Genomic DNA, 26,355 nt, shown 5'->3' with positions numbered 1-26,355 from the left:
GACCCTGTTTTAGCAACCGGAAGTGATAGGTCAACGGGGGGTTTGGTTTCGACGAGGTTCACAATCCGGCTCCCTTGCCGCGGCGGATCAGCCAGACGAAGACTGGCGCACCCACCAGTGCCGTCATGATGCCGGCCGGGACCTCGCCCGGGAGCAGCACCACGCGGCCGATGACGTCTGCACCCAGAAGCAGTGCCGGGGCCAGCACCAGGGAGAACGGCAGGATCCAGCGGTAGTCGGGACCGGTGAGCGACCGGACCGCGTGCGGAATGACCAGGCCAACGAAGCCGATGGGCCCGGCCAGCGCCGTCGCGGAGCCGCACAGCAGCACAATGCCCAGGGCCGTCACGGCCCGGGTCAGGCCAACCCGCTGGCCGAGGCCGCGGGCGATGTCGTCACCGAGAGCCAGGCTGTTCAGGACGCGGCCGGTGGCCAGAATGATGAGGGCCCCGACAGCCAGGAACGGCAAGCCCGGGAGCACCACGGACCATTCGCGGCCAGCGATCCCGCCGACCTGCCAGAAACGGAAGCGGTCCAGTGTGTCCTGGCTGGAGACGAGGATAACGCTCATGAGGGAGTACAGCCCGGCACTGAGGGCGGCCCCGGCGAGGGCCAGCTTGACCGGCGTCGCACCATCCCGGCCCATGGAGGCGATGAGGTAAACCACGACGGCGGCGGCTGCGGCACCGACGAAGGCAAACCAGATGTAGCCGCTGAGGGAGGTGACGCCAAAAAGGTAGATCCCGGTGACTACCGCCAGCGCGGCTCCGGCGTTGACGCCCATGATGCCCGGATCCGCCAGCGGGTTGCGGGCGACGCCCTGCATGGCAGCGCCTGCAAGGCCCAGGGCGCCGCCGGCCAGGATGCCGAGGGCGGTGCGAGGGATACGGGCGTGGACCACGGCGTGGTCGCCGTTGGCGGGGTCGAACTGCGTAAGGGCCTGCCATACGGTGGCCAGAGTCAGTCCACGGGCACCGATGGCCAGCGACGCGGCCGTTAGCAAAGCAAGTACGACGACGGCGGCCAGCAGCCAGGCGGTCTGCCTGGCTGCGAGGCGCGGGCGGGCGGCGTCACGGTTCCGAGGGGTGAGATCTCGGGCCTTCCGCGGCACCAAAGCGCCGGGATGTCGCACCTCGGCGGGTGCCGCCGTCGTACTTTCCGTCATGGGACGGTGCTTACTTCACTGCGTCCGCTGCAGTGGCCAACTGCGGCAGGAACGTGTCCAGGGACCACGGCAGGCTCAGCGGGGAGGAAGCCGAGATGGAGAGCGTCAGGGTGTTGTCCGAATCGGCAACCAGTGCGCCCTTCTGGATGGCCGGGATCTGGCCGAGCAGTGGGTCGGACTTGATGGAATCGGTGGTGGCGGCGTCCGGGACCCAGGTGACGAAGATGTCGGATTCGAGCTCGTTGGCCTTCTCTGCGGACCACGGGATGAAGAATTCCTTGGAGCCCTTCGAGTTCTCCTCGACAACGGAGGCCAGCTTCATGCCAATCTCGCTCAGGAAGCGGGGGCGGTTGTCGTTGGCGGTGTAGACGTTGACGCCCTCAGCCGATGCGGGCTCCAGGTTGCCGTAGATGAAGCTCTTGCCTTCGAGCTGCGGGTACTTGGAGACCTTTTCCTTGATGGTGGCCTCGGTGTCGGAGATGAGTTTGGTGGCTTCGGCTTCCTTGCCCAAGGCCTTGCCAATGATGGAAGTGGAATCCTGCCATGACGTTCCGTACGCAATCTCAGGGTGGGCCACCACTGGGGCGATCTCGGTGAGCTTCTTGTAGTCCTCTTCGGTCAGGCCCGAGTAGGCGGCCAGGATGACGTCCGGGGTGAGCTTGGCGATCTCGGTGAAGTTGACGCCGTCTGCCTCGGAGAACTGGACCGGAGCCTTGTCCGAACCGAAGCCCGCACCGAGTTCCTCCAGGGCTGCATCCTTCCACGGCGTGGAACCTTGCTCGTTGCCGCCCCATTCGTTCTTGGGGACGCCTACCGGGACAACTCCAAGGGCAATGGCAACGTCGTCGTTGACCCAGGAGACCGTAACAACGCGCTTGGGCTGTTCCTTGATGGTGGTCTCACCGAAGACGTGCTTGATGGTGACCGGGAACTGCGAGCTGCTGGAGCTGGAGGTGCTGGCGTCCGATGTGGAGGACGCGGGTCCGGTGGAGCAGGCGGAGAGGGTGAGTGCCGCTGCGGCGAGGACGGCCGTTGCCTTGCCGGCTGACTTGAACAGCGTGCGGCGCGTGGCACTGGGGCCGGAAAAGAGGGGGGAAGTCACGGAACTCCTTAGGTGAATGAAGCGAACCTAAGTAAGGCTAGCCTACCCTCCTCTGCATTACGCAAGGTTTGCGTAACTTAATTCGCCGACGTGACGAAGCACACAGCCGCTCAGCGGAAACGCCCCCACACAGCGTGAAGGAGCGCTCCGGGAAAGCGGCGGCTTAGCTTTGGGACATACTCAGCAGCAGCGCCTTGAGGGCTTGGCCTTCCGCGCTGGCGAGCCAGGCCTTGGCGGCATCGTCGCTGGCGAAGGGCTTGTCGACGAACTCGACGTCGGCAACCAGCACGCGGTCGCCGACACGGATGATCCCATCCAGGGCCATCTCCGCGCCGGAAAGAGGCACCCCGGCCGTGAGGTGCATCCGGTACTTCGCAATGTCGTTGACGTTGTCAACGTAGAACGAGTAGTGGGCCGTGGGAGCAGGTTGCCCCTGCAGCCCGGGAACAGGCGCGGACTCGAACACAGTCCTGGTCACGGGACTGGTCACACCGTCGGCGATCTGCCCGGTGTAGACGGTGGCCTGCTTGGCGCCGCCGGCGTCGTAAACCGTGGCCGTCCCCACGAACGGCGAGCCCGCCGCCTTGAAGAGCTCCACGCGCCAGTCCGCTGGGTGCTTGAAGGAGATTCCGTCCGGGAACGTATACGTCACCAGGGCCGCCGGCGCCGGGGCGGACGATGCTGGCTGCCCGCCCTCCGTTGTAGGACTTGCTGTGCTGCTGGGGTTTGGAGCCGTGCTCGCGGACGTCGTGGCCGCGCTCCCGGCTGCCGGCGTTCCGGCGCCGCCTGGTGAGGCACTTGCCATGCAGCCGGTAAGGGTGAGTGCGGCTGTGAATGCCAGGGCCGCGGTGAACGGTGCGCGAAATGCAGGGCGCATGATGGTGCCTTTCGTGAAGACGCCGGCAGGCTCGACAGGTGTAAGGCGGACCCAGCATTCCGCGATCACCCTTGGCGGAGCGTGGGGGCGAGTTGTGATGGTGCCCATAACCTTGGCACGCAGCTCCGGCCCTTCACCAGACTTCCAGCTATAAATCCATCGATTTGTTATAAAAACCCGTACGGGGTCACGATTAGCGCAAAACGATGTCCACCGGGTTGGCCTCCGACCGCCATTGACCCTCAGCACCGGGCCTTGGCCGGATCACCGGAGCGGTCAGCACGCCGGAACGGTTGGTGCGCTTGTCCCGCAGGATCTCCGTCACGGAGCCCAGGTGCCGCGACAGGTCGATCACGTTCTCCGGCGCCGCCAGCAGCAGCTGGAATCCGAATTCGTGCAGCGCCTTGATGCCCGCGCCAGCGAACTCCTCCGACGCCAGCACAAACGCCTCGTCCATCATCACCGTGCCGTAGGTAGTGAACCCCTGCTCCGCAATGCCTAGCTGGTAGCTCAAGGCCGCAGCCATGATGAACGCCGTAAAGCGCTGCCGCTCACCGCCGGACATGGAGCCGGTGTCGGCGTGCATGTAGACATCGGTCCGCTTGCCGCCCGTTTTGCCCGAAGCCCCGTCTGCCACCTCCCGGTGCTCCTTGCATTGGATAAACAGGTGGCCGCGAACGTCCAGCACCTCGGCACGCCAGCGCCGGTCCTCGGGGCTCTGCGAGCCCAGTCTCTTCACTAGTGTTTCCAGGGTCTTGTAGCGGGCAGTGAGCTCGGCGTCGTCCGCTCCATTTTCCGCGCCTGGACCCGGGCGGGCCGGACGCGTGTGCCGGGCCTTCAGGGCGTTCTGGATAGCGTCCTTGAACTGCTTGGCCGTGGCAGGCAGGGTCTGCTTGATGTCCAGTTCCAAGAAGCTGCCTTCATGGAAGTTGACCTCGGACAGAATGCCGTTGAGCGGCAGGATGCGGCTGGTAATGGAACGCCGTTCCTCATCCAGCAGGTGCAGCAGCGTGCTGAAGGACTCGTGTGTGCGCTGGTTGAAGAACTGCCGGAACTCAGTCTCCTGCGCGGGAAGGCCGTCACTGACGATGGCGTGGTAGCGCGATTCGAACTCCCCCGCTGCGCCGATTGAGGTGCCGTGGTCCGCAGAGATTGCGGTCCCCCACTCACGGACGAAGCCTTCGAAGATCCGGGTCAGCCGCTCGGAGGTTGCCTGCCCGCGCGTCTCGGCGGCGTGCAACTCTCCCAACAGCGCAGTCCGGACGCGGTTGGCGAGGTTGTCCAGTTCATGCATTTCGGTGATGTCGCCGAAGTCCGTGAAGTACGGCTCCAGCGCTGTGACGGTAGCGTCCGACGGCGGCGCCTGCTCCAGGCGGGCCCGCGCGGCTTCCAGCAGTGAATCGGCGGCGCTCAGCTGCCGGTCGAGTGCCTTGTATTCGCTTTGCAGGACAGCCGCAGCTTCAGTGCTGGCCTGGTGTTTCTGCCGCGCCGCTTCGATGTTGGCGCGCAGCGGTTCCAGATCCGCCTGTGCTGCGAGGGCGTCCTTAAGCCGCTGTTCTATCCTGGTGAGTTCCTCTGCGGCGACTGCAGCCGATACCTGTTCCCAGGGGCGGTGGTCCTCCGCAATCAACCTCAGGGCATCGAGCTGCCGGCTCATGCCCTGGTGCGACTCTTCTCGGCTCTGCGCCAGTTCGGCCGCCTTGGCCAGCTCCTGTTGCAGGTCCTCCACCTGGGCGGCCACGAGTTCCAGCTTGGCGGCGTTATCGAACCCGAGGACGTAGTCCTGGCGCCCAGTGAAACGGTCATCTTTTTCCACCGTGTGCCGGTTGCGCTTGACCACGCCGCCCAGGCTCAGGCCCTTGTCCAGGGTGGCCAGACTGTCGGCGTCCTCGACGCACGGATAGGCGAAATCGAGCGCGATCCGCTCCCGGATCCACTCGCCGGCGTCCGCCACCGCGCCGCTGGCGAGGATGTCCAGCTTGGTGAGCAGGTCGCCGCCGCGCACGTCCTCAACGGCAAGCGCGCCGCCGGCGAGCGGCTTGGACACGTCCACGGCGCGCAGGGCGCCGCGCACCTTGTGGTCATTCAAGTAGCGGGTCACTGCGGCGAAGTATTCGCCGGGAACCAGGAGCGTGGTGGCGAGGTTCCGGAGTGCCCGCTCGGCGGCCGGCCGCCACTGCTCCTCCCCTTCGGCGAGGTCGATCAGTTCGCCTGCAAACGGCATCCGGTCTTCGGGAATGCCGGTAGCTGCGGCGATCGCCGCCCGGTTTTCAATGCTCGACGGCGGCAGCAGGGACTTGCGCGTCTTCAGCGACACCAGCTCCTGTTGGGCTGCGGCCAGCTCGCGTTTTTTCGTGGCGTGGCCGTCGAATGCCTCGAAGCGGAGTTCCTGCAGCGCCTGGGAGTCATCCTTGAGCTCGGCAGAGCGGGCGGCCGCCTGCTCGTGGGCCTGCTCCCAGCCCTTGGCCGTCCACTCAAGCTGCAGGCCGGCGTCGGACAGTGCCTTGCGGGCCGCTTCCTCCACCTGCTCGCGGAGCCGGAGGCCAACGCGGGCGTTTTCCAGTGACTGCTCGATCGCGGAGATCGCGTTGCCGCCCTGGTTGTTGTAGTCGGCCTCAAGCTCGCGCAGTTCCTTGGCCAGCCCGTCGCGGACAGAACGTTCCGCGCCCAGTTCCTTGGCCTTGACCTGGGCCAGGTCCTTGAACCGGGCCAGCGTCTTCTGGTGGACCGTGACCGAGAGCTGCTGCCTATAGGCTTCGAACTCCTCGCCTGACAGCTCACGGAGCCGGTTGGCGTCCAGCAGCGACTGCGCATACTCCTTGTTCAGTCCGGGTACCGGGGCCAGCTGGTCCCGCTGCTGCCGTACATCCTCCAGCCGCTGCCGGATGGACATCAGGTTGCTGAATTCCTCCACCACGTCATCCGCCGCGGCAAGGGTTGCCGGGGCGTCCAGGACCTGGTCGCGGAAAAACGTGTTCACGCTTCCGCCAAGGCCTTTGCCCGCCTGGATCACGCGGAGCAGTGGCAGGGCCTGGTCCGAACTAATGCCCAGGAGCCGGCGGAAACGCTCGGCGAATGCCTTGTGGACGTCGAAGATCTGCGCGTCCGGGAAGACGGTCTCCAGCGAGGCCTTGGTGAAGCGTTTCTCCGCGATGTCCTCGATGGCCGGCAAGTCCAGCGGCTTGCTGTCGATCAGGTAAAAGCGCCCCACACTGGACTCCGTGCCATTCTTGGGCAGGTCGAACAGCGCCGACACCGTGACGCGCGTACCAGCCGCGTTATCGAACGTCAGGGCGACGGCGGACCACGTGGCACCCGGCCGCTGGAAGGCACTGGCGGAGCCTTCGCCCACGGCCTTGTCACCCACCTTGCCGCGCATGTACGTGAACGTGGTCCTCTTGTCCTCCACCGCACCGCCGGCACGCTGGGCCGCCGCCTCATTGGAGCGCGGCCGGGCATCAAAGACGCGCAGCATGGCATCAAACAGCGTGGACTTACCTACGCCGGAGTTACCCGTCAGCAGGGTTCCGTTGCGGTCCACGTGCATCGTGTGCGCCCCATGGAACGTGCCCCAGTTGACCACCTGCACCAAGGCAAGGCGCATCTGGCCCGGATTCGTGAGCTCGCCCATCGGCAGCATGGATGCGATGCTCACTTGGCCTCCTCCGTGGTCGTGGCCGAGTACGACGACGGTGCTGCCGCCCCCGCCCCTCCGGCATCGGCGTCGTCGTCCCCACCGTCCTCCGCACCCGCGTCACCGTCGAGCTCTATCAGCGCTTCGGTACCCGTCGGGTCTGCTGTGGCTGCTACCAGGGCTTCGATTTGGGCCGGAATATCGCCGATGTTTTCGAAGGGCAGGGCAAGCGGGAGTGCGTTGGAGATTGTGTAGACGTCGTCCAGGCCGGTGGTGAGGAGCAGTTGACGGGCCAGGAGTTTGGTGATGGCGCGGGTGACCACGTCCGAATCCCTCAATGCGTCCTGCTGCCCGGCTGGCTGGTAGTGGGCCACGAGGTCTGCAATTTCTTCGCGCGTGATGGTGGGGTCCGTCTGGGCCGTGACGTGGCGGTCCAGCAGCAGCCGCAGGCGGAGCAGCACAATGGTTTCCACCCGGCTCAAGGCACGTTGCTGGCGCAGGATGCTGGAGCGTGTGCTGCCGCCGATGGCCTCCGGGTCCACCGGGCGCAGGACGGCGATCTTGCGTTCGTGGTCCAGCTGCAGGGTGAGGAAGAGTTCCGAGAGGCGGCTGCGCAGGATGAGCTGGTGATCCAGCAGGGTGGTCCACAGTTTTTCGTCCCGTCCGCCGTCGACATACGGGCCCTTGAGCAGCTTCACCAGGGCCTGGCGCACCTTCATCGACAGCACGCCGGTGTCGCCGGGGAACAGGGCCGCACCGTCCACAAACGTGTCCCTGGGTGTGACGGAGAAAGGTCGCTCTGCGTGCGGCGGGGCCTCGGCAAGGGTGGCTTCCTCCGCAACGGAAGGTGCCGCCGTCGTGGTTTCTTCAGTCATCGTCAATCCTTCTTGAGGGTAACCACCGGCAGGTATGCCTTGCGGGTGGTGCCGTCTATCTGTTCGTAGTCGAGGCCGTCCCAGGCGTCACGGTCAAAGGCCGCACCTTCCTGGAGGGCGTGCGAGAGGAGCGCCCGGATGGAGTTGATGTGCTGCTCCTCGGGCGGCAGCTGGGCCCAGGCCTCGGCCAGCGTGGCGGCACCGGCGGCAGCTGCCTTGATGGCCTCGGGCCGGGCCTTGCCCGTCCTCGGCGAGCGCACGCGGTCGGAGTCGCTGAACGCGATGGGGTCCGCGAGCTTGGGCGGAACGGCAAACTCGTCCGGATCATAGAGCTTGACCATGGCCAGCGATTCGAACCCCGCATTGAACAGCACCGGACCGCGGACCAGGCCTGGCCGTTCACGTTCATAGGGCAGGGACCGGATAGCCTGCTCGGCCTCGCGCAGCACCTTCCGGAGCCGGACGGATTGGCGGAAGTCATCACTCTGGACGTACGTGTTCAGGCTTTCGCTGAGCTTGCCGTAGATCCGCTGGATCTGGCTGTGCTGGTGGCGGAGCTCGGCCACGAGGTTCTTAAGCGTTTCGCGGTCCTCCGCCGAGAGGTCGTCGGCGAACTGCCGGCTGAGCACCTCGCCGATTGCCGAACGGAAACGCAGCTGCTGCTGCGGGTCCTCCAGGAATGCGGTGAAGGAGCGGAACGTCCTGCCTTCGGGGCTTTGCCGGAGCCGCTTATCGGCCTCAAGCACCTGGGCCATCGTGGCACCTTTGCTGAGCGACTCCTCGATGATCTGGTTGCGGAGCTCGCCCACGAGCTCCTCGATCCGGTCACGCATCTTCTTGTAGTCGGCGGGCAGGCTCGCGGCCAGGTCCAGGATGTTACCGGCGGCCTCCACGGCTTCGTCGTCGTCCAGCAGGCCATCGAAATCGCCGGAGCTGATGTCCTGGATCAGTTGCTGGCGCTCACCGATCTCTTCCTCCAGGGATTCCAGCCGGGCGCTCTGGTCCGGGTTGGTCTCGTTGGCCAGCTTTTCCACGTCGCCCAGGAGCGTGCCCAGCCTGGAACCGTTCAGCGTGGACCGCTCGCTGGAGAGGCTGTCCAGGAATGCGAGCACACGGGCGGCCGGCTCGGTGACCTCGTAGACGATCTGCCCCGATTGGTTGCGGCGGGTCAGGAAGTGCTTCCGGGTCCATTCGTCTGCGTATTTTTTTCCCGACGGCGCCCCGGCGGCACCGCCCAGCGCCGGCTCCTCGCGCCGCAACTGCTCAAGGAAGGAGTCGACGTCGGCATGGAACTCTTCGAGCTGAACCTGCGGGCGGGTGCGGGTAAAGGACGCCTGGAGCACGGCGATCACCCAGGGCGCGGAGCGCGTGAGTGCCCAGGCGGGTCCCTGGGTGAGGAGTTCGAGGTCCCTGAGCCGGGCACTGATCGCGTCAGCGGATGACCTGGCGGAGCGGGGCACGCACTCTCCTTCAGCTGATGGGGGATGGTTGGGCAGCGAGAATCGACGAAAGACGAAAACTGCCAACTACAAGGTTAACGCAGAGCCTTCCTACCCCTAACGGCAACCGTTCCGCGACCGCTCCGTGACCTACCTCCCGGTAGCATTGCGATCCCATATCAACCCGTTGTTGCTGGCGGGGCGGGTCTGGTTGGACTCGCCCCAAAGCCCCTACGCTCAGTGCTACTGATCCAACCGAAGCAATGGCGCAGCAGGGGGAAGAATGCAGTTCGACCTAAGTGCAGTGGAAACGGCCACCATGGTGTTCACCGGAACGCTGGTGATTGCCCTGGTCCTGGCAGCCTTCGTCCTGGCGGCAGGGTTCCTGGCCCTGGTCCTGGTCGGCATCGGCAAACTCGGCTGGTTCCTCGCCTCCACCACGCTGCTGGCCGTGGTCCATGGCATCAATAACGGCTGGGACAGGCTGGTGCACCATGCGTCGGCAGTGGAGATTCCCGGGGACTTCCCGGGCCAGCCATCCCCTAGCACCGGAAGCTACCCGCGGGTAATATTGAGAGACAGCTAAAGGGTTCTCCAACCCGGCGGATCCATGGCTTGAACCGGCCATCCCGGGCAGAGGAGATACCCCATGAGCTCCGCCACTGACAGTCCCGCCGCCAGCGCTTTTGCCTCCGACGCCCCGGACGCGGATGTTCCCGTTGCCGCGAGCAACATCGGATCCGAAGCAACCGCGGCGGACGCCCGTGCAATAACCGAGGCAGCCCGCCAGACGGACTGGGATCGGCCAAGCTTCGCCAAGGGACTGTACCTGGGCAACTTCGACCTCAGCCTGGTCCACCCCTGGCCAACCGCCAAGGAGGACGACGTTGAACGCGGCGAAGCCTTCATGGCACGCCTCGAGGCCTACGCCCGCACGATGTCCGGCCGCGTGATCGAACGCGAAGACAGGATTCCGGACGAATACCTCAAGGGACTGGCGGACCTCGGGGCCTTTGGCATGAAGATCCCGCAGGAATACGGCGGCTTGGGGTTGTCCTTGGTTTACTACGGCCGCGCCCTGGCCCTGCTGGGCAGCGTGCACCCCAGCATCGGGGCCCTCCTGTCCGCCCATCAGTCCATCGGCGTCCCCGAACCCGTAAAGGTGTTCGGAACCCCGGAACAGAAACGGGAATACCTGCCGCGCTGCGCCGCCGGGGCCATTACCGCCTTCCTGTTGACGGAACCGGACGTGGGCAGCGATCCCGCCCGAATGGGCAGCACGGCAGTTCCCACGGACGACGGCGAGTCTTACATCCTGGACGGCGTGAAGCTTTGGACTACCAACGGCGTGATCGCCGAGCTGGTGGTGGTGATGGCCCTGGTGCCGGCCCACACCGACGCAGACGGCACCAAGCACAAGGGCGGCATCAGCGCCTTTGTGGTGGAAATGGACTCCCCCGGCATCACCGTGGAGAACCGCAACAGCTTCATGGGGCTGCGCGGCATCGAAAACGGAGTGACACGGTTCCATCAGGTGCGGGTTCCCGCGGCCAACCGCCTGGGACGTGAAGGCCAGGGACTGAAGATCGCGCTGACCACGCTGAACACCGGCCGGCTCTCCATTCCGGCCCTGTGCGTCGCGTCGGGCCGCTGGAGCCTGAAGATTGCCCGCGAGTGGTCCAATGCACGCACCCAGTGGGGCCAGCCGGTGGGAAAGCATGAAGCCGTGGGTAAGAAGATCGCCTTCATCGCAGCCACTGCTTTTGCCTTGGACGCAGTCTTTGAACTATCGGCCGAACTCGCCGACGCCGGGCAGAAGGACGTCAGGATCGAAGCCGCCCTGGCCAAGTTGTGGTCCACGGAGATCAGTTATCGGATTGCCGATGAACTCGTGCAGATCCGCGGTGGCCGGGGCTTCGAGACGGCAGAGTCACTGGAAGCCCGCGGCGAACGCGCGGTTCCAGCCGAGCAGCAACTGCGCGACCTCCGGATCAACCGGATTTTCGAGGGCTCATCGGAGATCATGAAACTCCTGATCGCCCGGGAAGCCGTGGACGCCCACCTGGCGGCTGCCGGCGACCTCGCATCGCTGGACGCAAGCCTGCAGGACAAGGCGAAGGCCGCCGTCGGAGCTTCCGGCTTCTATGCCCGGTGGCTGCCGAAGCTGGTGGCGGGCGCGGGAATGGACCCACGCTCCTACAGCGAGTTCGGACGGCTCGCCAAGCAGTTGCGCTTTGTGGAGCGGTCTTCGCGCAAGCTGGCCCGGCAGACCTTCTACGGTATGGGCCGCTGGCAGGCCAGGCTCGAGCACAAGCAGGCCTTCCTGGGCCGAATTGTTGATATCGGTGCGGAGCTTTACGCCATGGCAGCATGCTGTTCACGGGCCGAGATGATGCTCCACACCGCGCCTGAACGTGCAGCCAGTGCCTATGAGCTTGCTGAGGCGTACTGCGAGCAGGCCCGGGTCCGCGTCGAGGAGTATTTCGACCAGCTCTGGCGCAACACCGACGACGGCGACCACCACCTCTCGCGCAAGGTCCTGGCCGGGGACTACACGTGGCTTGAGGCCGGTGTCTTTGATCAGTCCGAGGGCACCGGGCCATGGATCGCGGACGCTACTCCCGGGGCCTCTACGAAGGAAAACCAGCACCGCCGATACCGCTAGCAACTAATAAGCACCCTTGTTATCGCAGGTCAGCGGTGGTTGAGTTGAGCCATGAGCAACCAAACGAACCCAGAGGACAGTCTTCCGCGGCGTGCCCGGAACGAGAATCTACGGAATGAGACTGCTCGTGATGAAACCTTCGCCGGCGGGCAGCCTACGCAGGCCTATCAACAGACGCCGCCAACGTACGGCGAGCGCGCATACGTAGCGGACACTGACGCAGCCGACACCACCGCGGCCTACCCGAGCGTGGCGGACCCGAACGTCACCGACCGGCAGACCGCCGTCGCACGGGAAAAGGAAAAGTTCGGCGGAATCAAGGTGGGCTCCGCGTTCTTCGGCTGGCTGGCCGCCATGGGCATGGCTGTGCTGCTCACCGCGTTCGTGGCAGCAGCGGGCACCGCCGTGGGACTGGCCAACAACACAGACGTCAACGAGGCGGTCAACCAGGTGGCAACCAACGGCACTGTGGGGCTGGTGGGCATCATCGTCCTGCTGGTGATCCTGTTCGCTTCGTACTATTCCGGCGGGTACGTGGCAGGCCGGATGGCACGGTTCAACGGCGCCAAACAGGGTTTCATGGTGTGGATCTGGGCCCTTATTGCCGCCGTCGTCATCGCTATCCTTGGCCTGGTTGCCGGACAGCAGTTCAACGTCCTGGCCAACCTGAACACCTTCCCGCGGATCCCCATCAACGAAGGCGAACTGACTATCACCAGCATCATTGCCGCCGTGGTGGTGGCTTTGGTGGCGCTCGTTGGTGCCGTCCTGGGCGGCTTGGCGGGCATGCATTTCCACCGCAAGGTGGACAGGGCAGGCTTCACCCCGGACGAAACGTACAGCGAGGGCTAGGCAAGGAGCACAGCATCTACGTAGTACCAGCGGCGGTTCTCGCGCACGAAACGGCTGGTTTCGTGGTGGACTCCGCGTACGCCGTCGTGCCGGAAATGGGCTTTGAACTCCACGGTCCCCGCCGTGTCCAGCGGTCCGCCCTGGCTCGTGGAGACGATATCGAGCCGGCGCCATTCCATGGCGGGGTCCAGTTCCAGCTCCGACGGCGCGGTGTCAGGATGCCAGGTCCGCATGAGGTAGGCGGCGTCGAGCAGGACAAACGCGCTGTACCGGGACCGCATCAACTGCTCGGCGGTGGCGGCCTCGGACTGGCCGGTATGGAACCGCCCGCAGCACTGCGCGTACGCCTCACCCGACAAGCAGAAACAACGTCGTGCGGCGGCTGGATTCTCGGGCATGATGCTCCTGTCAGGCTGGTCCGGGCCCGCAGTCCACAGGGCTTTTGGGGTCTCCTTCCGACTATAGGCGGCTGCGGTCTTGTCATATCCGGTAACAGGTTTGAAACAACACCGGACGCACCCCTTCCTGCGGCGCGACGGGCCTCAAATAGTCCGTAAGGTAGTGGAGGGGCTGTTGCCCGTGGTGATGAGTGCCGGCACGGACTCCGCTGCTGGCAGATAGGAGAGGTGACGTGGGAGATTCAACGACGCTCGCTCTGAACCTGACCTTTTTTGGCACGCTCGGCCTCGCATTCCTGATGTTTCTTGGCCTCTTCCTCCTGGTGGTAGCCACCCTTGTCCTGGCGGGGGTCGGCCGGCTGATTGCCCTGACGGTCATGGTCCTCTTAGGCAAGCTTCCCCGGCATGAAACCTTGCCGCTCGTGCGCCTGACCGGGGCATCGGGGACGGCATCATCGGCTTCGGCCGCGGATGCGGCAATGCCAGGTCACGACGACGGCGCTGCCGCCACTTCCCCCGCGAAAACGGCGAGCGCCGGGGTGCTTCGCGCCAAAGCCGCTGCCCTGCAGACGAAGACGCGGACGACGACCGGCGCTGCCGTGTCGGCCGCACGCACCCACGGGAGTGCCGCCGTCGCCACCCTGAGGGCGCCGCGCGACTGGCGCAAGGTGCTGCGCGACGCCCGCACTGCCCTGAAACCGTCCGAATTCAAGCCGCGGTTCCAACACGCCGTCGAACACCACCCGCTGCTCACGGCCGCACGCCGTGTACCGCCGGTGCTTGCAGAAGACTGGGCCGCGGCCGTCGCGGAAGCCGATGCCCGGGCCCTTGCGCGCGCACGCGCCGCCGCACCGCAAATCAAGGTCTCCGTCCGGGACCTGCCGGATCCCGGAGTGCCCGCAGAGAAAGTAGTGGCCGTGGCTCCGCTGGTGGAGTCGGCACTGCACCAGGACCACCCGGCGCGGGATGTACCGCGGTCCTTCAAGAAGCCCTCCGCCGCTCCGCCACTTTCCCCTTTGGATACCGGCTCCCTCGTGTCACTCTCCGCCCACGCCAAGGTCATTAAAGGCAAGCTGCCCGCCGACCGGCGTTGAGGGAGGCCGGGCGCCACGCCCGCCGAAGGCATTCTGACGGGCCCCGACCTCAGCGCGGTCTTCACAAACCGTCATCACCGCCGGCCGCGTTACCCCGTGCTACGAAAAGCGAAGCTGTATGGCGCTTTCCCGCGGCACGGCGCGGAATTTGTGTAGCGTCGTGACGATCCACAGCAATCCGCCGTGGGAAATCGACCGTGAGGAGCAGGGGATGAGCCTCAGCGAACTTCGTGTGTTCGGGCGGTCCGGCACGCCGATCAGCCCGCTCACGCTGGGCACCATGAACTTTGGCGAGGGACCTGGCGGCGTACCTGGCGGCCCGCCCACCGGAGCAGACGAAAGCATCCGTATCATCCAGGCCGCCCTGGACGCTGGCATCACTGCGGTAGACACCGCCGACGTCTACTCCCAGGGAGAGTCCGAACAGGTGGTGGGCCGTGCACTCCGCGGCCGGCGCGACGACGTCTTCCTCGCCACCAAGTTCCACGGCCAGATGAGCGCCAACCCCGCGCACTCGGGGAATTCCCGGCGCTGGATCATGCAGGCCGTGGAGGGCAGCCTCCGACGGCTCCAGACGGACCGGATCGACCTGTACCAGGCGCATCGGCCGGACTACAACACCGACGTGTTGGAGACCATCACCGCCCTGAACGACCTCATCCGGCAAGGCAAGATCCTTTACTACGGCACCTCGGTGTTCACGCCTGCACAGTTGGTGGAGGCACAGTGGCTTGCCACCACCAACCACCTCATCCCGCCGGTGGGCAACCAGGTGCCCTATTCCATGCTGGTGCGCGGCAACGAGCGCGACGTACTCCCCATCTCCCAGCAGTACGGGCTCGGCGTGCTTGCGTACGGACCACTGGCCGGGGGCTGGCTCTCCGGGGACTTCGTGCTGGATGCCGGCAAACCCCCGGCACGGGTGCATTCCCTGCCGGGCCGCTACGACATTTCCGGGCCTGCCAGTGAACGGAAGTTGCTGGCGTCGGATGCGCTGGCGCGGCTCGCGGACAAGCTGGAGATCTCCGTGGTGGAACTGGCCATCGGCTTTGCGCTGAACCACCCGGCCATCAGCAGCGTGATCATCGGCCCACGGACCGAGGAGCACCTTCACGCCTACCTCAAGGCAGCAGACACCCTGCTGGGCGAATCCGTGCTGGACGCGATCGACGAGTTGGTGCCTCCGGGAACCAACTTCGTGGAACGCGATGCCGGCGCGATCGTCCCGTCTCTGGAGTACGCGGAGCTCAGGCGCCGCTGAGGCGCCGAGGCGCCGGCATCGCCGTCGTGGTTTTTGGAAAGCCCTTTCCGTGAGCCGCCATCTCCGCTAGCCTGAAGACCATGGAATTCAGATACCTCGGAAACAGCGGCTTCAAAGTCTCGGAAATCACCTTCGGCAACTGGCTGACCCACGGCTCGCAGGTAGAGAACGACGTCGCCACCCAGTGCGTGCGGGCAGCGCTCGACGCCGGCATCAGCACCTTCGACACCGCGGACGTCTACGCCAACACGGCCGCGGAAACCGTCCTCGGCGAGGCGCTTAAGGGCGAGCGCCGCGAGTCCCTGGAGATCTTCACGAAGGTCTACGGCCCCACCGGCCCCAAGGGCAAGAACGATCTGGGCCTGTCCCGCAAGCACATCATGGAGTCCATCAACGGCTCGCTCCAAAGGCTCCAGACGGACTACGTTGACCTTTACCAGGCCCACCGCTACGACTTCGAGACGCCGCTGGAAGAGACCATGCAGGCATTCGCGGACATCGTGCGGCAGGGCAAGGCGCTGTACATCGGCGTGAGCGAGTGGACGGCCGAACAGCTCCGCGAAGGCCACGCATTGTCCCGGGAACTGGGCTTCCAGCTGATCTCCAACCAGCCGCAGTACTCCATGCTCTGGCGGGTCATTGAGGCAGAGGTTGTGCCGGCGTCGGAAGAACTGGGCGTGTCCCAGATCGTCTGGTCCCCCATGGCGCAGGGCGTGCTGAGCGGAAAGTACCTTCCGGGCCAGCCTGCCCCCGAAGGCAGCCGTGCCACGGACGACAAGGGCGGCGCCAAGATGATCCAGCGCTGGATGCGCGACGACGTGCTTGCCGGCGTCCAGAAGCTCAAGCCGATCGCCGCGGAAGCTGGTCTCTCCATGCCGCAGCTCGCGGTGGCCTGGGTCCTGCAGAACCCGAACGTCGCCTCGGCCATCGTGGGCGCATCCCGCCCGGAGCAGATCGCGGACAGCGTGGCCGCCGCAGGCGTGGTCCTCGAGCCGGAGGTCCTGAAGAACATCGACGACGCGATCGGATCCCTCGCCGAACGCGATCCGGCGGAGACCAAGTCGCCCGCGGCCCGCGAAGCCTAAGCGGCCGGGAACTGCCGTTGACTGGGCCGTCCGCCCGGGCGTAAACCTGTCAGAGGGGGACCCTCCAGCCTCATCGAGCAGAATCGTACGGCCATGAAGCAGATCTACCGGCAACGCCAGTCAGCCCGCCCCGCGCCGCAGGCCGGCGCGCCCACGTCGGGGCCGTTGACCCCCGAGGAGCTCCAGTTGGCTGCGCGGAACCATTCGATGCCGCTCGAGGCGCTGCGCCGTGACATCACGCCACCCGGCCTCCACTATGTCCTCACGCATTTCGACATCCCCGACCTTGAGGCCGCCTCCTGGCACCTGCAGGTCAAGGGTGCTGTGGAGCGGTCACTGGAGCTTAGCCTGGCAGCGCTCAGGAAGGACCCGGCCATCACCCTTCCGGTCACGCTTGAGTGTGCGGGCAATGGCAGGTCCCTGCTCAAGCCACGTCCGCTGAGCCAGCCCTGGATCATGGAAGGAGTGGGGACAGCGGAGTGGACCGGGGTGCCCTTGGCCTACCTGCTCGCGAAGGCCGGCGTGCTGCCCGAGGCCGTGGAAGTGGTGTTCACCGGGGCCGACGCCGGCATCCAGGGCGGCGTCCGGCACCACTACGCACGGAGCCTTCCGATCCGCGAGGCAATGCGTCCCGACGTCGTGCTCGCCTACCGTATGAACGGCACCGACCTGCCGCCGCAGCACGGCTACCCCCTCCGCCTAGTGGTACCGGGCTGGTACGGCATGACCAGCGTCAAGTGGCTGGAGTTCATCGATGTGGTGACGCACCCGTTCACTGGGTTCCAGCAGCAGCCGGCGTACCGGTACCAGGACAACGCGGACGACGCCGGCACACCGGTTTCGCGGATCAGGGTCCGTTCGCTGATGGTTCCGCCGGGCATACCGGATTTCTTCACGCGCCGCCGGGTGCTCACGCACGGGCCGGTGATGCTTCAGGGCAGGGCCTGGTCCGGCCAGGGTGCAGTGACCGGTGTTGAGGTGGGGATCGACGGCAAGTGGGTGGCCGCCCAGCTCGAAAAGCCGGCCGGGCCCTTTGCCTGGTGCAAGTGGACGCTGCCGTGGGTGGCTGATCCGGGCGAACACGAGTTGGCCTGCCGGGCCACGGACGCCACCGGAGCCACCCAGCCACTTGAGCAAAACTGGAATTATCAGGGGATGGGCAACAACGTGGTGCAGCGGGTACACGTCACCGTCGACTAAGCGGGCTGGCGTGAACGGCTGGCGGGAGCAGGGAAGATTCGCACAAGATCCACGCCGTATACTCAGTGCCAGCCATGACCATCCTTCCTTCCTCACCCGCCAGCGTCCGCATCGATGCGTGGCTGTGGGCGATCCGCGCCTACAAGACACGTTCTGCCGCCACTGCCGCCTGCCGCGCGGGCCACGTTCGGCTGAACGGCAGTCCCGCAAAAGCATCTGCAACCCTGGTCACAGGCGACACCGTCACCGTCCGGATGTCCGGCTACGAACGGATTCTAGAGGTCCGGCGCCTGATCGCCAAGCGCGTCGGCGCCGAGCCGGCGTCCCATTGCTTCACTGATCACACTCCGCCGCGTCCCATTGCCCCGGCCCTTGGCCTCCCGCAGCGGGACCGTGGTGCTGGGCGCCCCACCAAGAAGGACCGCCGCGAGATGGAGCGGCTCCGGGGCGACGCCACGTAGTCCCACGGCCGGGTCGGCGGTGATGGGCAGCGCTGCCCATCGGTCAATGCGAGCCGAATGGCTAGGCTGGTAGGCGGGCCGGGGACAGGCCCGGCGCTTGGGTTGGACAAATGCAGCTGCGAGCGCAGGTGGGCCGCGAATCTAGGGGAATCATGGGGACTGCTGCGAAACCGTTCAGGGTCAACGGTCATCCGCGCGTCAAGGCCGGGCTGGGCTGGCGCGCAGGAGATCCCTACTCCATCGGAGAGCGGACCGACGGCCAATGCTCTCTTCGCCTGCCAACACTGCGCAGCGACGGCGACATAGTGGGAGCCTCGGAAGAGTTCCAAAAGGTCACGGACGCCATCAACCCTGTCCTGGAACCAAACGGCTTCAGCCCCGTCTCAGTTCTCGACGAGGGCTCCCAGGGTGGTGGTCAGTCACGTCGGGCAACGCCCAGGGAGCGAGGGTGCGTATTTTCGGACGGACCTGGGTCGAGTTGGCGTTCAGCGTTCCAGTCGAATCGGAAACCTGCGCCGCCGGCGAACTTATAGGGCTGGCTCCATGACCGAACTCATTCTGGCCTCCATCCGCCAGCCTGGCGAGGATACCGTCTCTGACCTGCACATCGCTGAGGGCGTGGTGACCCGGGTCAGTGCCGGCGGCGGAATCCCGCGCGGCGCGCGCGTGGTCCACCTGGACGGGCGCTATGTCATTCCGGGGCTCTGGGACGAGCACGTCCATATGACCCAGTGGGCGCTGCACTCAAACAGGCTGGACCTGTCCGCCGCGGCGTCCGCGCACGAGGCCGCCGCCGCCGTCGGACTTTATGTTCATCACGCCGATCCGTCGGTCACCAGCGTGGGGGTGGGCTTCCGCGACGCCCTGTGGCCCGACGTCCCCACGCTGGAAATGCTCGACGCCGCCACAGGGAACCAGCCCACCGCACTGATCAGCCACGACCTGCATTGTGTCTGGCTGAACAGCGCTGCTGCCCGGCGATATGGGGTGGAGGTTGACGCCAGTGGCCTGCTCCGGGAGGAACCTGCCTTTGCCGTCACCCGCGATCTGGGCAAACTTCCCGATTCACTGGTGGACGGCTGGGTCCGCGATGCCGCCCAGGCAGCTGCAGCCCGGGGCATCGTGGGCGTCGTTGATTTCGAGATGACCTGGAACCGTGATGTCTGGCTGCGGCGCATCGCTGATGGCTTCGATGCCGTCCGCGTAGACGCCGGCGTCTACCCCAAGGACCTGGAGCGGGCACGCAACGATGGCATGCGCACAGGATTGGAGCTCGACGGCGGCAGGGGGCTCCTGCGGGTCGGCCCGCTGAAAGTCCTCATCGACGGTTCGCTGAATACCCGGACGGCTTTTTGTTCGGATCCTTACCCCGACGGCAGCTACGGGCTGCTGACCGTCAGCGAAGGCGAGTTACTGTCCCTGCTTCGGCGGGGGCGGGAGTACGGTTTTGTCCCGGCGGTCCATGCCATCGGCGACGCCGCCAACCGTGTGGCCCTGGATGCGTTTGAGCGCGCGGGGATCGGTGGCCGAATTGAGCACGCGCAGTTTGTCGGGGCGGAGGATCTGGCGCGCTTCGGGTCCCTGCGGGTTACTGCCAGCGTGCAGCCGGTCCATGCACTGGATGATCGCGACGCCGCAGAGTCCAACTGGAGCGGCCGTACGCAGCGGGCCTTTCCGCTGAGCTCGCTCCTCGACGCAGGGGCCACGTTGGCGCTGGGTTCGGACGCACCGGTTGCGCCGCTGGATCCGTGGGCTGGGATGTCGGCGGCCACCACCAGGTCCCGGCAGGACGGCCGCAGGCCCTGGCATCCCCAGGAATGCATCAGCAGAAGGCAGGCGCTGGCGGCCTCCGCGAGGGGCAGGAGCCGGATCCGGGTGGGGGACCTGGCGGACCTGGTGGTGCTCGACGCCGATCCGCTGGCTGTGTCCGACGCGGAATTCGGCGCCCTACCAGTTGCGGCAACGCTGCTGGCGGGCCGCTTCACGTACGACGGCGGCCTGGCTTAGTTCCTGGTCCGGGCCTGGATGAGGTTCGCGAACGGCAGCCGCCCAAACTCCGCCACAAAGTCCGCGTGGAGCCTGGCTTCGGTGCTGTTCACTTGGTCGGCGGGGACCTCTTTCCAGGCGATGACCAGCGATTCGGGTGCCGCGAGCTGCCACACCAGCCGGCCGTCCCAGTGGCCCGGCGGCTTACCCTTGCCGAAGTCAAGGAACTCCTGGATCTGCCGGCGGAGTCCACGGTTTCCCTTGCTGCCGGGACCCGCCTTGCCGAGATAGAGGACGTCGGCGTCCTGAACCCACTCCGCAGCCAATGCAGGTTCCGGTAGCGAGGGGTCCTTCTTTTTGAAGATGCCGGCCGTGCTCTTTTTCAGGAACCTCGGCTCGAAGCCGTCCGGTCGGAGCACGGCGAAGACTCCCGTGCCCTGCGGGATCCGCATGATCTCGAGGCTGCCGACCGCCCTGAATCCTGCGAACCCCTCGGCCCTAAGGGATGCCCTGCTGACCATGGCGACGGTTCCTTAAGTCGGGGAGGCCCGCGGTGTGGGGATGCCTTTCCATTGTTCCCCAACGCGGCACCATCCTTGAACTCAAGGGAATAGAATAATTCCCGCCCGCGCACCCCCACGTCCAAAAGCGTAGAGTGGCCTAAGACGCCTGATTCTGGACGCCGTGCTGCTGAGGGAGAAACCGTGACGATTGACTGGGACGAAAAAAAGGCCCTGCTACAGGAACCGAACATCGCGGCCGTGACGCAGCTTTGTGACGAACTGATGGAAAAGAAGCCAGGGTCCATCGTCCCTTATATCGACCCCGTCCACGACGAGGATGAATGCCGGATCGTAAGCCTCCAGGTCAGCCCGGGCAAAGGCACGGAATCCGGCTTCGTCTCCCATTACAACGACGACGAAGCCGCCCGCCGCGCTACCCAGATCTACGAACTCGCTGAACTTGACCCCCGCTATGTGATGCCCTGGAACGCCTACCCGTGGGTGCGCGACCCCGATCTCCCCACCGCGCTCAACGTCCAGGAAAAGACCGACGGTCTGCGTCCCTTCCGCCAGTTCCTCAAAATCAACTCCCGTGTTTCGGCCATCATCGCCCACGGCACCGATGCCTCCACGTTCCTGACCCTCTTCGAGAAGACCTACCACTCATCCCTGAAGAACAGCGGCATCAAGATCTACAAGGCCAGCGCGCTCGGCGGGCGGGCCTTTGCTGTTTCTGAAGCCAAGCAGGAAGAGCTGCTCACGAAGAGCGTCGAGGTCTACAAGGACGCCATGCAGCGCGCAGGCATCCAGCACCTCTAGCCAGCCGGGAACGCACGACGGCGTGATCCCCTGTGGTGCGAGCCACTGCGGTGTAGGTTGGGCCAATGGAAGTGCTCGACTGGTTGCTCGACTCCGATCCCTCCATCCGCTGGCAGGTCCTGTGTGACCTCGTTGATGCCCCCGCCCGGGAGGTTGCCGCCGAACGGGACCGTGTTGCCACATCCGGTTGGGGCGCCCGGCTCCTTGCACTGCAGGGCACCGACGGACAATGGGACGGCGGCACATACTGGCCGGCGCAGGACGATGACCCGGACAGCCAGCCGTGGACAGCAACCACCTACAGCCTCCTGCTGCTGCGCGGGTTCGGCCTGGACCCTGCCGGCCCTGAAGCCCGGCAGGCAATCAGTCTGGTCCGCGACAACAGCCGCTGGGAGGAAGGCAACCAGCCTTTCTTCGATGGCGAGGTGGAGCCCTGCATCAACGGCATGGTCGTAGCCCTCGGCGCCTATTTCGGTGAGAACGTGGACCCGGTGGTGGAGCGGCTGGTTCGGGAACAGCTCTCGGACGGCGGATGGAACTGCGAGGCCGAGAGAGGTTCCACACGCTCGTCCTTCCACACCACCATCTGCGTGCTTGAGGGGCTTCTTGAGCACGAACGTTCCACCGGCGGGACCTCCCGATCGCGGCAAGCACGGCGGCGGGGCGAAGAATACCTCCTGGCCCGAAGCCTGCTGAGGCGAAAGAGCAATGGCGAGCTAATCAACGGTCAATGGCTCCAGTTCTCCTACCCCACGCGCTGGTTCTACGACGTGCTCCGCGGGCTGGACTACTTCCGGGCTGCTGGCGGCGCTCCCGACAAACGGCTGGAAGAAGCCGTGGAGGTAGTCCGTTCCAAGCGGCAACCAAATGGCCAGTGGCTGCTGGAAAACACCCACGCGGGCAAAGTCCACTTCCAACTGGAGGACGGCGACGGGAATCCCAGCCGTTGGAACACCCTCCGCGCCCTGCGGATACTCAGGTGGTACGACGGGCTGTGACGATGCGCCACCCTGACCCGCTTAGCCCTCGAGCAACCTTCGGCGGTGCTTCAACTCCTTAACCCACGCCCGGGTGACCATGTCGGGGAATGGCGAGCCGCCGTCGTCGTTGTTTCCCGAGCCACCTACACCGGCGAAGGCGATGCCCGCCTCCAGGTCTGCAATCAACGGGCCTGACGCTTTCAGGGCCAGTTCCACCACCTGGACCGCTGTGCGGTCCGTGAGCCCCAGCGCCGTGGCCCAGCCCAGGAAGTGCCGTCGCGAAATCCCGCTCCGCTTTCCCGCCAATGTCAGCGCCAGGGTTTTATCGCCGTACACCACGGTGGAGGGGATGTCGTAGACCGGGGCGATGGTCCACTCGCCGTGCGGCTGCTGAACCATCGAGACATTCTTGGCGTGGAGGTCGCCGTTGCCGCTGAGCCACGCAAACGCGCCCTGGATGGCCAGGTTCCTCAGGGCGGGCAGGGGCGCCGAACAGTAGTCGGCAAGCGCCTGGCACACCTGGCCATAGCCCACGTTGTACTTGTCCGCCGGATAGAGCTTGAGCACCTGCGCCCCGTCCTCCACAGCCAGTCGCCGAACCTCGTCCGGACCGCCGCCCGCGATGGGCACCCGGTCGAAACGCTCCACCAGCAGGCCCGGCCGGCCCGCTACGTCCCGGATCAGTTGCACCCGGCTGAGCGGGAGCCGCAGTTTGGCGGCGTACCGGAACATCACCAGCTCGTTTTCCACCACGTGCGGAAACTCCGGGGCATTGAGTTTGAGGATAAACCGCCTGCCGGCGCTGGCCACGGGGAGCGAGATCATGCCGGCCGAGAGCTTGTCCTGCACGCCTGCCAACGCCACCGGGTCGATCAGGTCCGGGTCGCCCAGCAGCTGGTCGAAGTCCACCGGCAGCTTCGGATCCAGCTGGACGGCGTGCTCGTCCGGGTCCAGCGGTTCGCCGTGGCCAACAATCTGGACGTCGCCCACCGGATTGCCGCCGGCAGCGATGAGCAGCGAGAGGTCGTCGTCGGCGCTTGTTTTGATGGAGCGCCGGAGCGCGTTGAGCCTGCGGCCCTCCGGCAGCAGCCCGGTGAAATAGGGCGGCGCCGCTCCTGCCGCCGACAGGACGGGGACGCTGGTGAGCGGCAGGGAACTGGCGACGGCGGGTCCCCCGGACGCGAGGTACGCCGGCAGATAGCTGAACCGCGTGCCGCCGTCGTGCCGTTCCAGCCTCGCGGCAAGCACACCGGCCTTATAGATATCGGCAATGCGGTGTTTCATGGCGCTGGTTCTTGTTCCCTGGCGGTGCCGCTGAGCGCGCGGGCGGCCTGGCTGGTTCTGGTGGCCAGTTGCAGCTCCAGCCCCAGGGTTTCGAGCAGGGAGGTCAGGGAATCCAGCTGAATACTCGGCTTGCCCTGTTCAACAAACCGGACAAAACGCTCTGATACACCTGCCATGTCCGCGAGATCCTGCTGGGTGAGGCGCATGCCTATACGGCGCGAGCGGACCTCTCTGGCCAAGTGATCGCTGATCGATGCCGCCATAACACTCCCATAGGTACGATCGCGCCGATTCAATGTCCTGGGAAGAGCCTACGCCGATACTTTCCCAGGGGAAAGGGCGCAATCGGCACGAACGTGCCGCTGGGTTTATACATCCGCAGGTGAGCCACGCTCGGATCTTGACACCCCCTTGTGACCCGTGCCATATTTTAAGCGTGAACCTGTCAGACAGCCGGACAGCAGGACAGCCTGCCGAGTCCGCCGCGGAGCCAATGGCCCCGGGCACCAGCGCCATCCCGCGCCTGCCCCAGCCTCTCGCCCGGCTCAGCGCTGCCGAAGCAGTGTTCAACGCCATTCGGAGCGACATCGAATCAGGGCAGGTTCCGGTCGGCGGCAAACTGAGCTCGGAGGCCATGCTCTCGCAGCAGTACGGCGTCAGCCGCTCAGTCATCCGGGAAGCCCTGCGCTCCTGCACCGCGCTGGGGCTGACCGTTACCAAGACGGGCAAAGGCACCTTTGTAGTGGCCGACAAGGTAGCCAACGACCTCACGCTGGGCCAGTACTCCGCCCGGGACCTCACCGAGGCCCGTCCGCATATCGAGGTCCCTGCAGCAGGATTGGCCGCCGAGCGTCGGAGTGAGGAAGAACTGGAGACCCTGCGGCACATTGTCGAAGCAATGACCGCCGAAACGGACCCGGAATCATGGGTTGCCCTGGACTCCAGCTTCCACGAAGCCATCGCCCGCGCCAGCGGCAACAAAGTGTTCGCCAGCGTCGTCGCCGATATCCGGGGCGCCCTGGCGTTCCAGTCAGAAACGCTGAACATGGTGGCCGACCGCCAGCACGCGTCGGACATCGAACACCAGCACATCCTCGCCGCAATCGAGGCGGGCTCCGCTGACGCCGCGAGCACAGCGATGGCCGAACACCTGCGCGCCGTCGGCGTTGCCCTCGATTCCATCCTCAATAAATAACCGCGTTAACAAGTACCAGCCACCCCAAGGACTTCATGCCAGCCCCCGCCATGCCCGCTGCCCACACCGCTGCCCCCGGCACCGCCGAAGCAGCATCCGGCACACTTCCGCAGCACGCTCCCCTGGTGGTCGCCACCCGCGACGGCCTGGTGGAGAGCGTCCATTACGGCTCGGCTATTGCCACGGCACCGGACGGCTCAACCGTGGCAACGGCGGGAAATCCCATGGCACCGTTCTACCCGCGCTCTTCCCTTAAGCCCCTGCAGGCCGTGGCCATGGTCCGCGCCGGCCTTAACCTCCCCGCCGACCTGCTGGCCCTGTCCGCAGCGAGCCACTCCGGCGCTGCCATTCACCGCGGCGGCACCCAGCGCATCCTCGCTATGCACGGGCTCACTACCCGCGACCTAGAGAACAGCACAGACCTCCCCTATGGCAGCACAGAGCGCGAGGACTGGCTGCGATCCGGTTTCCACGCCACCCAGCTGACCCAAAACTGCTCCGGCAAGCATGCCGCCATGGCTGCCACCTGCGTCATCAACGGCTGGCCGGTCAAGGGCTACCTGGACCCGTCCCACCCACTCCAGCAGCTCGTTGCCGCCACCATCACTGAGCTGACGGGCGAGGTACCCTTTGCCCGCAGCACGGACGGCTGCGGCACCCCGCTCTTCGCCCTCACCCTTCGAGGGATGGCCCGCGCCTTCGGCCGCATAGCTCTCGCCGCCGGAAACGCCGCCGGAAGGACCTCCGACGACGCCGCAACCGCCGCACCTGCGGCGGAAGCCGCCGTCGGACTGGCCATGCGCCAGCACCCGGACATGGTGGCCGGCGAACGCCGCGACGTCACCGATCTGATGCGGCTGCTTCCCGGATCCGTGGCGAAAGACGGTTTTGAAGGTATTCAGCTCGTAGGCCTGCCCGATGGCCGTGCCGTGGGTGTCAAGATTTCCGACGGCGGCGACCGAGCACGGATGCCCGCCACCGTCCGCCTGCTCGATTACCTGGGAGTGGACGTAGCGCCGCTGGCCGGAATCGGCACTTCCCCAATACTGGGCGGCGGTCACAAAGTTGGCCTGCTGCAGCCCACAGACTTCCTGTCCACGCCCAATGAAGCCCTGCGGGAAGTCGGTGACCACCGGCCTGACCGCCCTTGATGCCCGTACCGCTGACCCGGTCCGAGCACGACCTGCCACCACCTACCCCGAACATCTCCGGATCACGGTGGCACACATCCATCGGCCTGGCCATCGCCCTGAACACCCATCCGGGCAGTGCCAACCTCAGCAAGTAATCCCCCACCGCCCCTGGTCCCGCAAGCTCAGCCAGGGATCCCTGCGGTCGTGGGCCCACCAACCGCTCTCCCGAAGGACACCCCATGACAAATTCCCCCATCCCTGACCACCTCATCGACGGCGGGCATGCGCATGCCAGTGAGTCGGCGTTGCATGCGGAGGATAAGGGTTATCACAAGAACCTCAAGCCC

The 26,355-nt window shown here is 65.9% G+C and carries 23 protein-coding genes; 13 read left to right on the top strand and 10 right to left on the bottom strand.

The annotated features are described in order from the left end of the window. Positions 1-58: 58 nt before the first annotated feature. The 6 genes from V9L18_RS20490 to V9L18_RS20465 all read right to left on the bottom strand — a co-directional run bounded on the left by V9L18_RS20490 (position 59) and on the right by V9L18_RS20465 (position 9,113). The gene (locus tag V9L18_RS20490) at positions 59-1,165 is read right to left on the bottom strand and encodes a FecCD family ABC transporter permease (RefSeq protein WP_337348992.1); all 1,107 of its coding nucleotides are present in this window, start codon (positions 1,163-1,165) and stop codon (positions 59-61) included. Between the two features lie 10 nt (positions 1,166-1,175). Next, positions 1,176-2,267, bottom strand: coding sequence for an iron-siderophore ABC transporter substrate-binding protein (locus V9L18_RS20485; protein WP_337348991.1), 1,092 nt, complete (start codon positions 2,265-2,267; stop codon positions 1,176-1,178). A 163-nt stretch (positions 2,268-2,430) separates the two neighbouring features. After that, a complete protein-coding gene (locus tag V9L18_RS20480; RefSeq protein WP_337348990.1) occupies positions 2,431-3,144 on the bottom strand; it encodes a hypothetical protein in 714 nt (237 codons plus the stop codon). A gap of 193 nt (positions 3,145-3,337) precedes the next feature. Next, entirely contained in the window at positions 3,338-6,799 is a 3,462-nt protein-coding gene (locus V9L18_RS20475; RefSeq protein WP_337348989.1) for an ATP-binding protein, read from the bottom strand. Continuing rightward, entirely contained in the window at positions 6,796-7,653 is an 858-nt protein-coding gene (locus V9L18_RS20470; protein WP_337348988.1) for a DUF4194 domain-containing protein, read from the bottom strand. The genes V9L18_RS20475 and V9L18_RS20470 overlap by 4 nt, the downstream gene beginning before the upstream one ends. Before the next feature lie 2 nt (positions 7,654-7,655). Next, a complete protein-coding gene (locus V9L18_RS20465) occupies positions 7,656-9,113 on the bottom strand; it encodes a DUF3375 family protein (protein WP_337348987.1) in 1,458 nt (485 codons plus the stop codon). 262 nt (positions 9,114-9,375) lie between these two features. Between V9L18_RS20465 and V9L18_RS20460 the strand changes: the two genes are divergently transcribed. From V9L18_RS20460 to V9L18_RS20450, 3 genes are all read left to right on the top strand, one after another. Further along, complete coding sequence (locus tag V9L18_RS20460; protein ID WP_337348986.1) at positions 9,376-9,678, top strand: hypothetical protein; 303 nt, start codon at positions 9,376-9,378, stop codon at positions 9,676-9,678. Between the two features lie 63 nt (positions 9,679-9,741). Continuing rightward, the gene (locus V9L18_RS20455) at positions 9,742-11,757 is read left to right on the top strand and encodes an acyl-CoA dehydrogenase family protein (RefSeq protein ID WP_337348985.1); all 2,016 of its coding nucleotides are present in this window, start codon (positions 9,742-9,744) and stop codon (positions 11,755-11,757) included. A gap of 51 nt (positions 11,758-11,808) precedes the next feature. Continuing rightward, positions 11,809-12,609: a hypothetical protein gene (locus tag V9L18_RS20450; protein ID WP_337348984.1), complete on the top strand. Its 801-nt coding sequence runs from the start codon at positions 11,809-11,811 to the stop codon at positions 12,607-12,609. Here the strand turns inward: V9L18_RS20450 and V9L18_RS20445 are convergent. Next, positions 12,606-13,007 carry a YchJ family protein gene (locus V9L18_RS20445; protein ID WP_337348983.1) on the bottom strand — a complete coding sequence of 134 codons (402 nt, stop codon included), beginning with the start codon at positions 13,005-13,007 and terminating at the stop codon, positions 12,606-12,608. The genes V9L18_RS20450 and V9L18_RS20445 overlap by 4 nt on opposite strands. Before the next feature lie 233 nt (positions 13,008-13,240). On the opposite strand from V9L18_RS20445, the gene V9L18_RS20440 reads away from it, so the two are divergent. The 6 genes from V9L18_RS20440 to V9L18_RS20415 all read left to right on the top strand — a co-directional run bounded on the left by V9L18_RS20440 (position 13,241) and on the right by V9L18_RS20415 (position 20,115). After that, positions 13,241-14,101, top strand: a complete 861-nt coding sequence (locus V9L18_RS20440) for a hypothetical protein (RefSeq protein WP_337348982.1) — start codon at positions 13,241-13,243, stop codon at positions 14,099-14,101. Positions 14,102-14,312: 211 nt separating this feature from the next. Further along, positions 14,313-15,362, top strand: a complete 1,050-nt coding sequence (locus tag V9L18_RS20435; protein ID WP_337349002.1) for an aldo/keto reductase — start codon at positions 14,313-14,315, stop codon at positions 15,360-15,362. An 80-nt stretch (positions 15,363-15,442) separates the two neighbouring features. Further along, a complete protein-coding gene (locus V9L18_RS20430) occupies positions 15,443-16,447 on the top strand; it encodes an aldo/keto reductase family protein (RefSeq protein WP_337348981.1) in 1,005 nt (334 codons plus the stop codon). A gap of 93 nt (positions 16,448-16,540) precedes the next feature. Next, entirely contained in the window at positions 16,541-17,647 is a 1,107-nt protein-coding gene (locus tag V9L18_RS20425) for a sulfite oxidase (protein WP_337348980.1), read from the top strand. 74 nt (positions 17,648-17,721) lie between these two features. Continuing rightward, on the top strand, positions 17,722-18,108 hold the full coding sequence (locus V9L18_RS20420) for an RNA-binding S4 domain-containing protein (RefSeq protein ID WP_337348979.1): 387 nt from the start codon (positions 17,722-17,724) through the stop codon (positions 18,106-18,108). Positions 18,109-18,651: 543 nt separating this feature from the next. Then, the gene (locus V9L18_RS20415; RefSeq protein WP_337348978.1) at positions 18,652-20,115 is read left to right on the top strand and encodes an amidohydrolase; all 1,464 of its coding nucleotides are present in this window, start codon (positions 18,652-18,654) and stop codon (positions 20,113-20,115) included. On the opposite strand, the gene V9L18_RS20410 is transcribed toward V9L18_RS20415, so the two are convergent. Next, entirely contained in the window at positions 20,112-20,615 is a 504-nt protein-coding gene (locus V9L18_RS20410; protein WP_337348977.1) for a hypothetical protein, read from the bottom strand. The two genes, V9L18_RS20415 and V9L18_RS20410, sit on opposite strands and share 4 nt — an antisense overlap. Before the next feature lie 183 nt (positions 20,616-20,798). On the opposite strand from V9L18_RS20410, the gene V9L18_RS20405 reads away from it, so the two are divergent. Together V9L18_RS20405 and V9L18_RS20400 are read left to right on the top strand one after the other, a co-directional pair. Continuing rightward, complete coding sequence (locus tag V9L18_RS20405) at positions 20,799-21,416, top strand: uracil-DNA glycosylase (RefSeq protein WP_337348976.1); 618 nt, start codon at positions 20,799-20,801, stop codon at positions 21,414-21,416. Between the two features lie 65 nt (positions 21,417-21,481). Beyond that, entirely contained in the window at positions 21,482-22,414 is a 933-nt protein-coding gene (locus tag V9L18_RS20400; protein WP_337348975.1) for a hypothetical protein, read from the top strand. A 21-nt stretch (positions 22,415-22,435) separates the two neighbouring features. Here the strand turns inward: V9L18_RS20400 and V9L18_RS20395 are convergent, their stop codons facing one another. Together V9L18_RS20395 and V9L18_RS20390 are read right to left on the bottom strand one after the other, a co-directional pair. Next, positions 22,436-23,680 (bottom strand): type II toxin-antitoxin system HipA family toxin, encoded by a 1,245-nt coding sequence (locus V9L18_RS20395; RefSeq protein WP_337348974.1) that lies wholly within the window; start codon positions 23,678-23,680, stop codon positions 22,436-22,438. Further along, positions 23,677-23,943: a type II toxin-antitoxin system Y4mF family antitoxin gene (locus V9L18_RS20390; RefSeq protein ID WP_337348973.1), complete on the bottom strand. Its 267-nt coding sequence runs from the start codon at positions 23,941-23,943 to the stop codon at positions 23,677-23,679. Before V9L18_RS20390 ends, V9L18_RS20395 begins: the two co-directional genes overlap by 4 nt. Positions 23,944-24,116: 173 nt before the next feature. On the opposite strand from V9L18_RS20390, the gene V9L18_RS20385 reads away from it, so the two are divergent. Together V9L18_RS20385 and V9L18_RS20380 are read left to right on the top strand one after the other, a co-directional pair. Continuing rightward, positions 24,117-24,875: a FadR/GntR family transcriptional regulator gene (locus V9L18_RS20385; protein WP_376047567.1), complete on the top strand. Its 759-nt coding sequence runs from the start codon at positions 24,117-24,119 to the stop codon at positions 24,873-24,875. A gap of 35 nt (positions 24,876-24,910) precedes the next feature. Next, the gene (locus tag V9L18_RS20380; RefSeq protein WP_337348972.1) at positions 24,911-26,026 is read left to right on the top strand and encodes an asparaginase; all 1,116 of its coding nucleotides are present in this window, start codon (positions 24,911-24,913) and stop codon (positions 26,024-26,026) included. Positions 26,027-26,355: the final 329 nt, after the last annotated feature.

The organism is Pseudarthrobacter sp. CCNWLW217 (assembly GCF_037203985.1).
Classification (GTDB): Bacteria; Actinomycetota; Actinomycetes; order Actinomycetales; family Micrococcaceae; genus Arthrobacter.
Note: the sequence above shows the minus strand (reverse complement) of the source record. Positions and strands in the feature narration are given on the sequence as shown.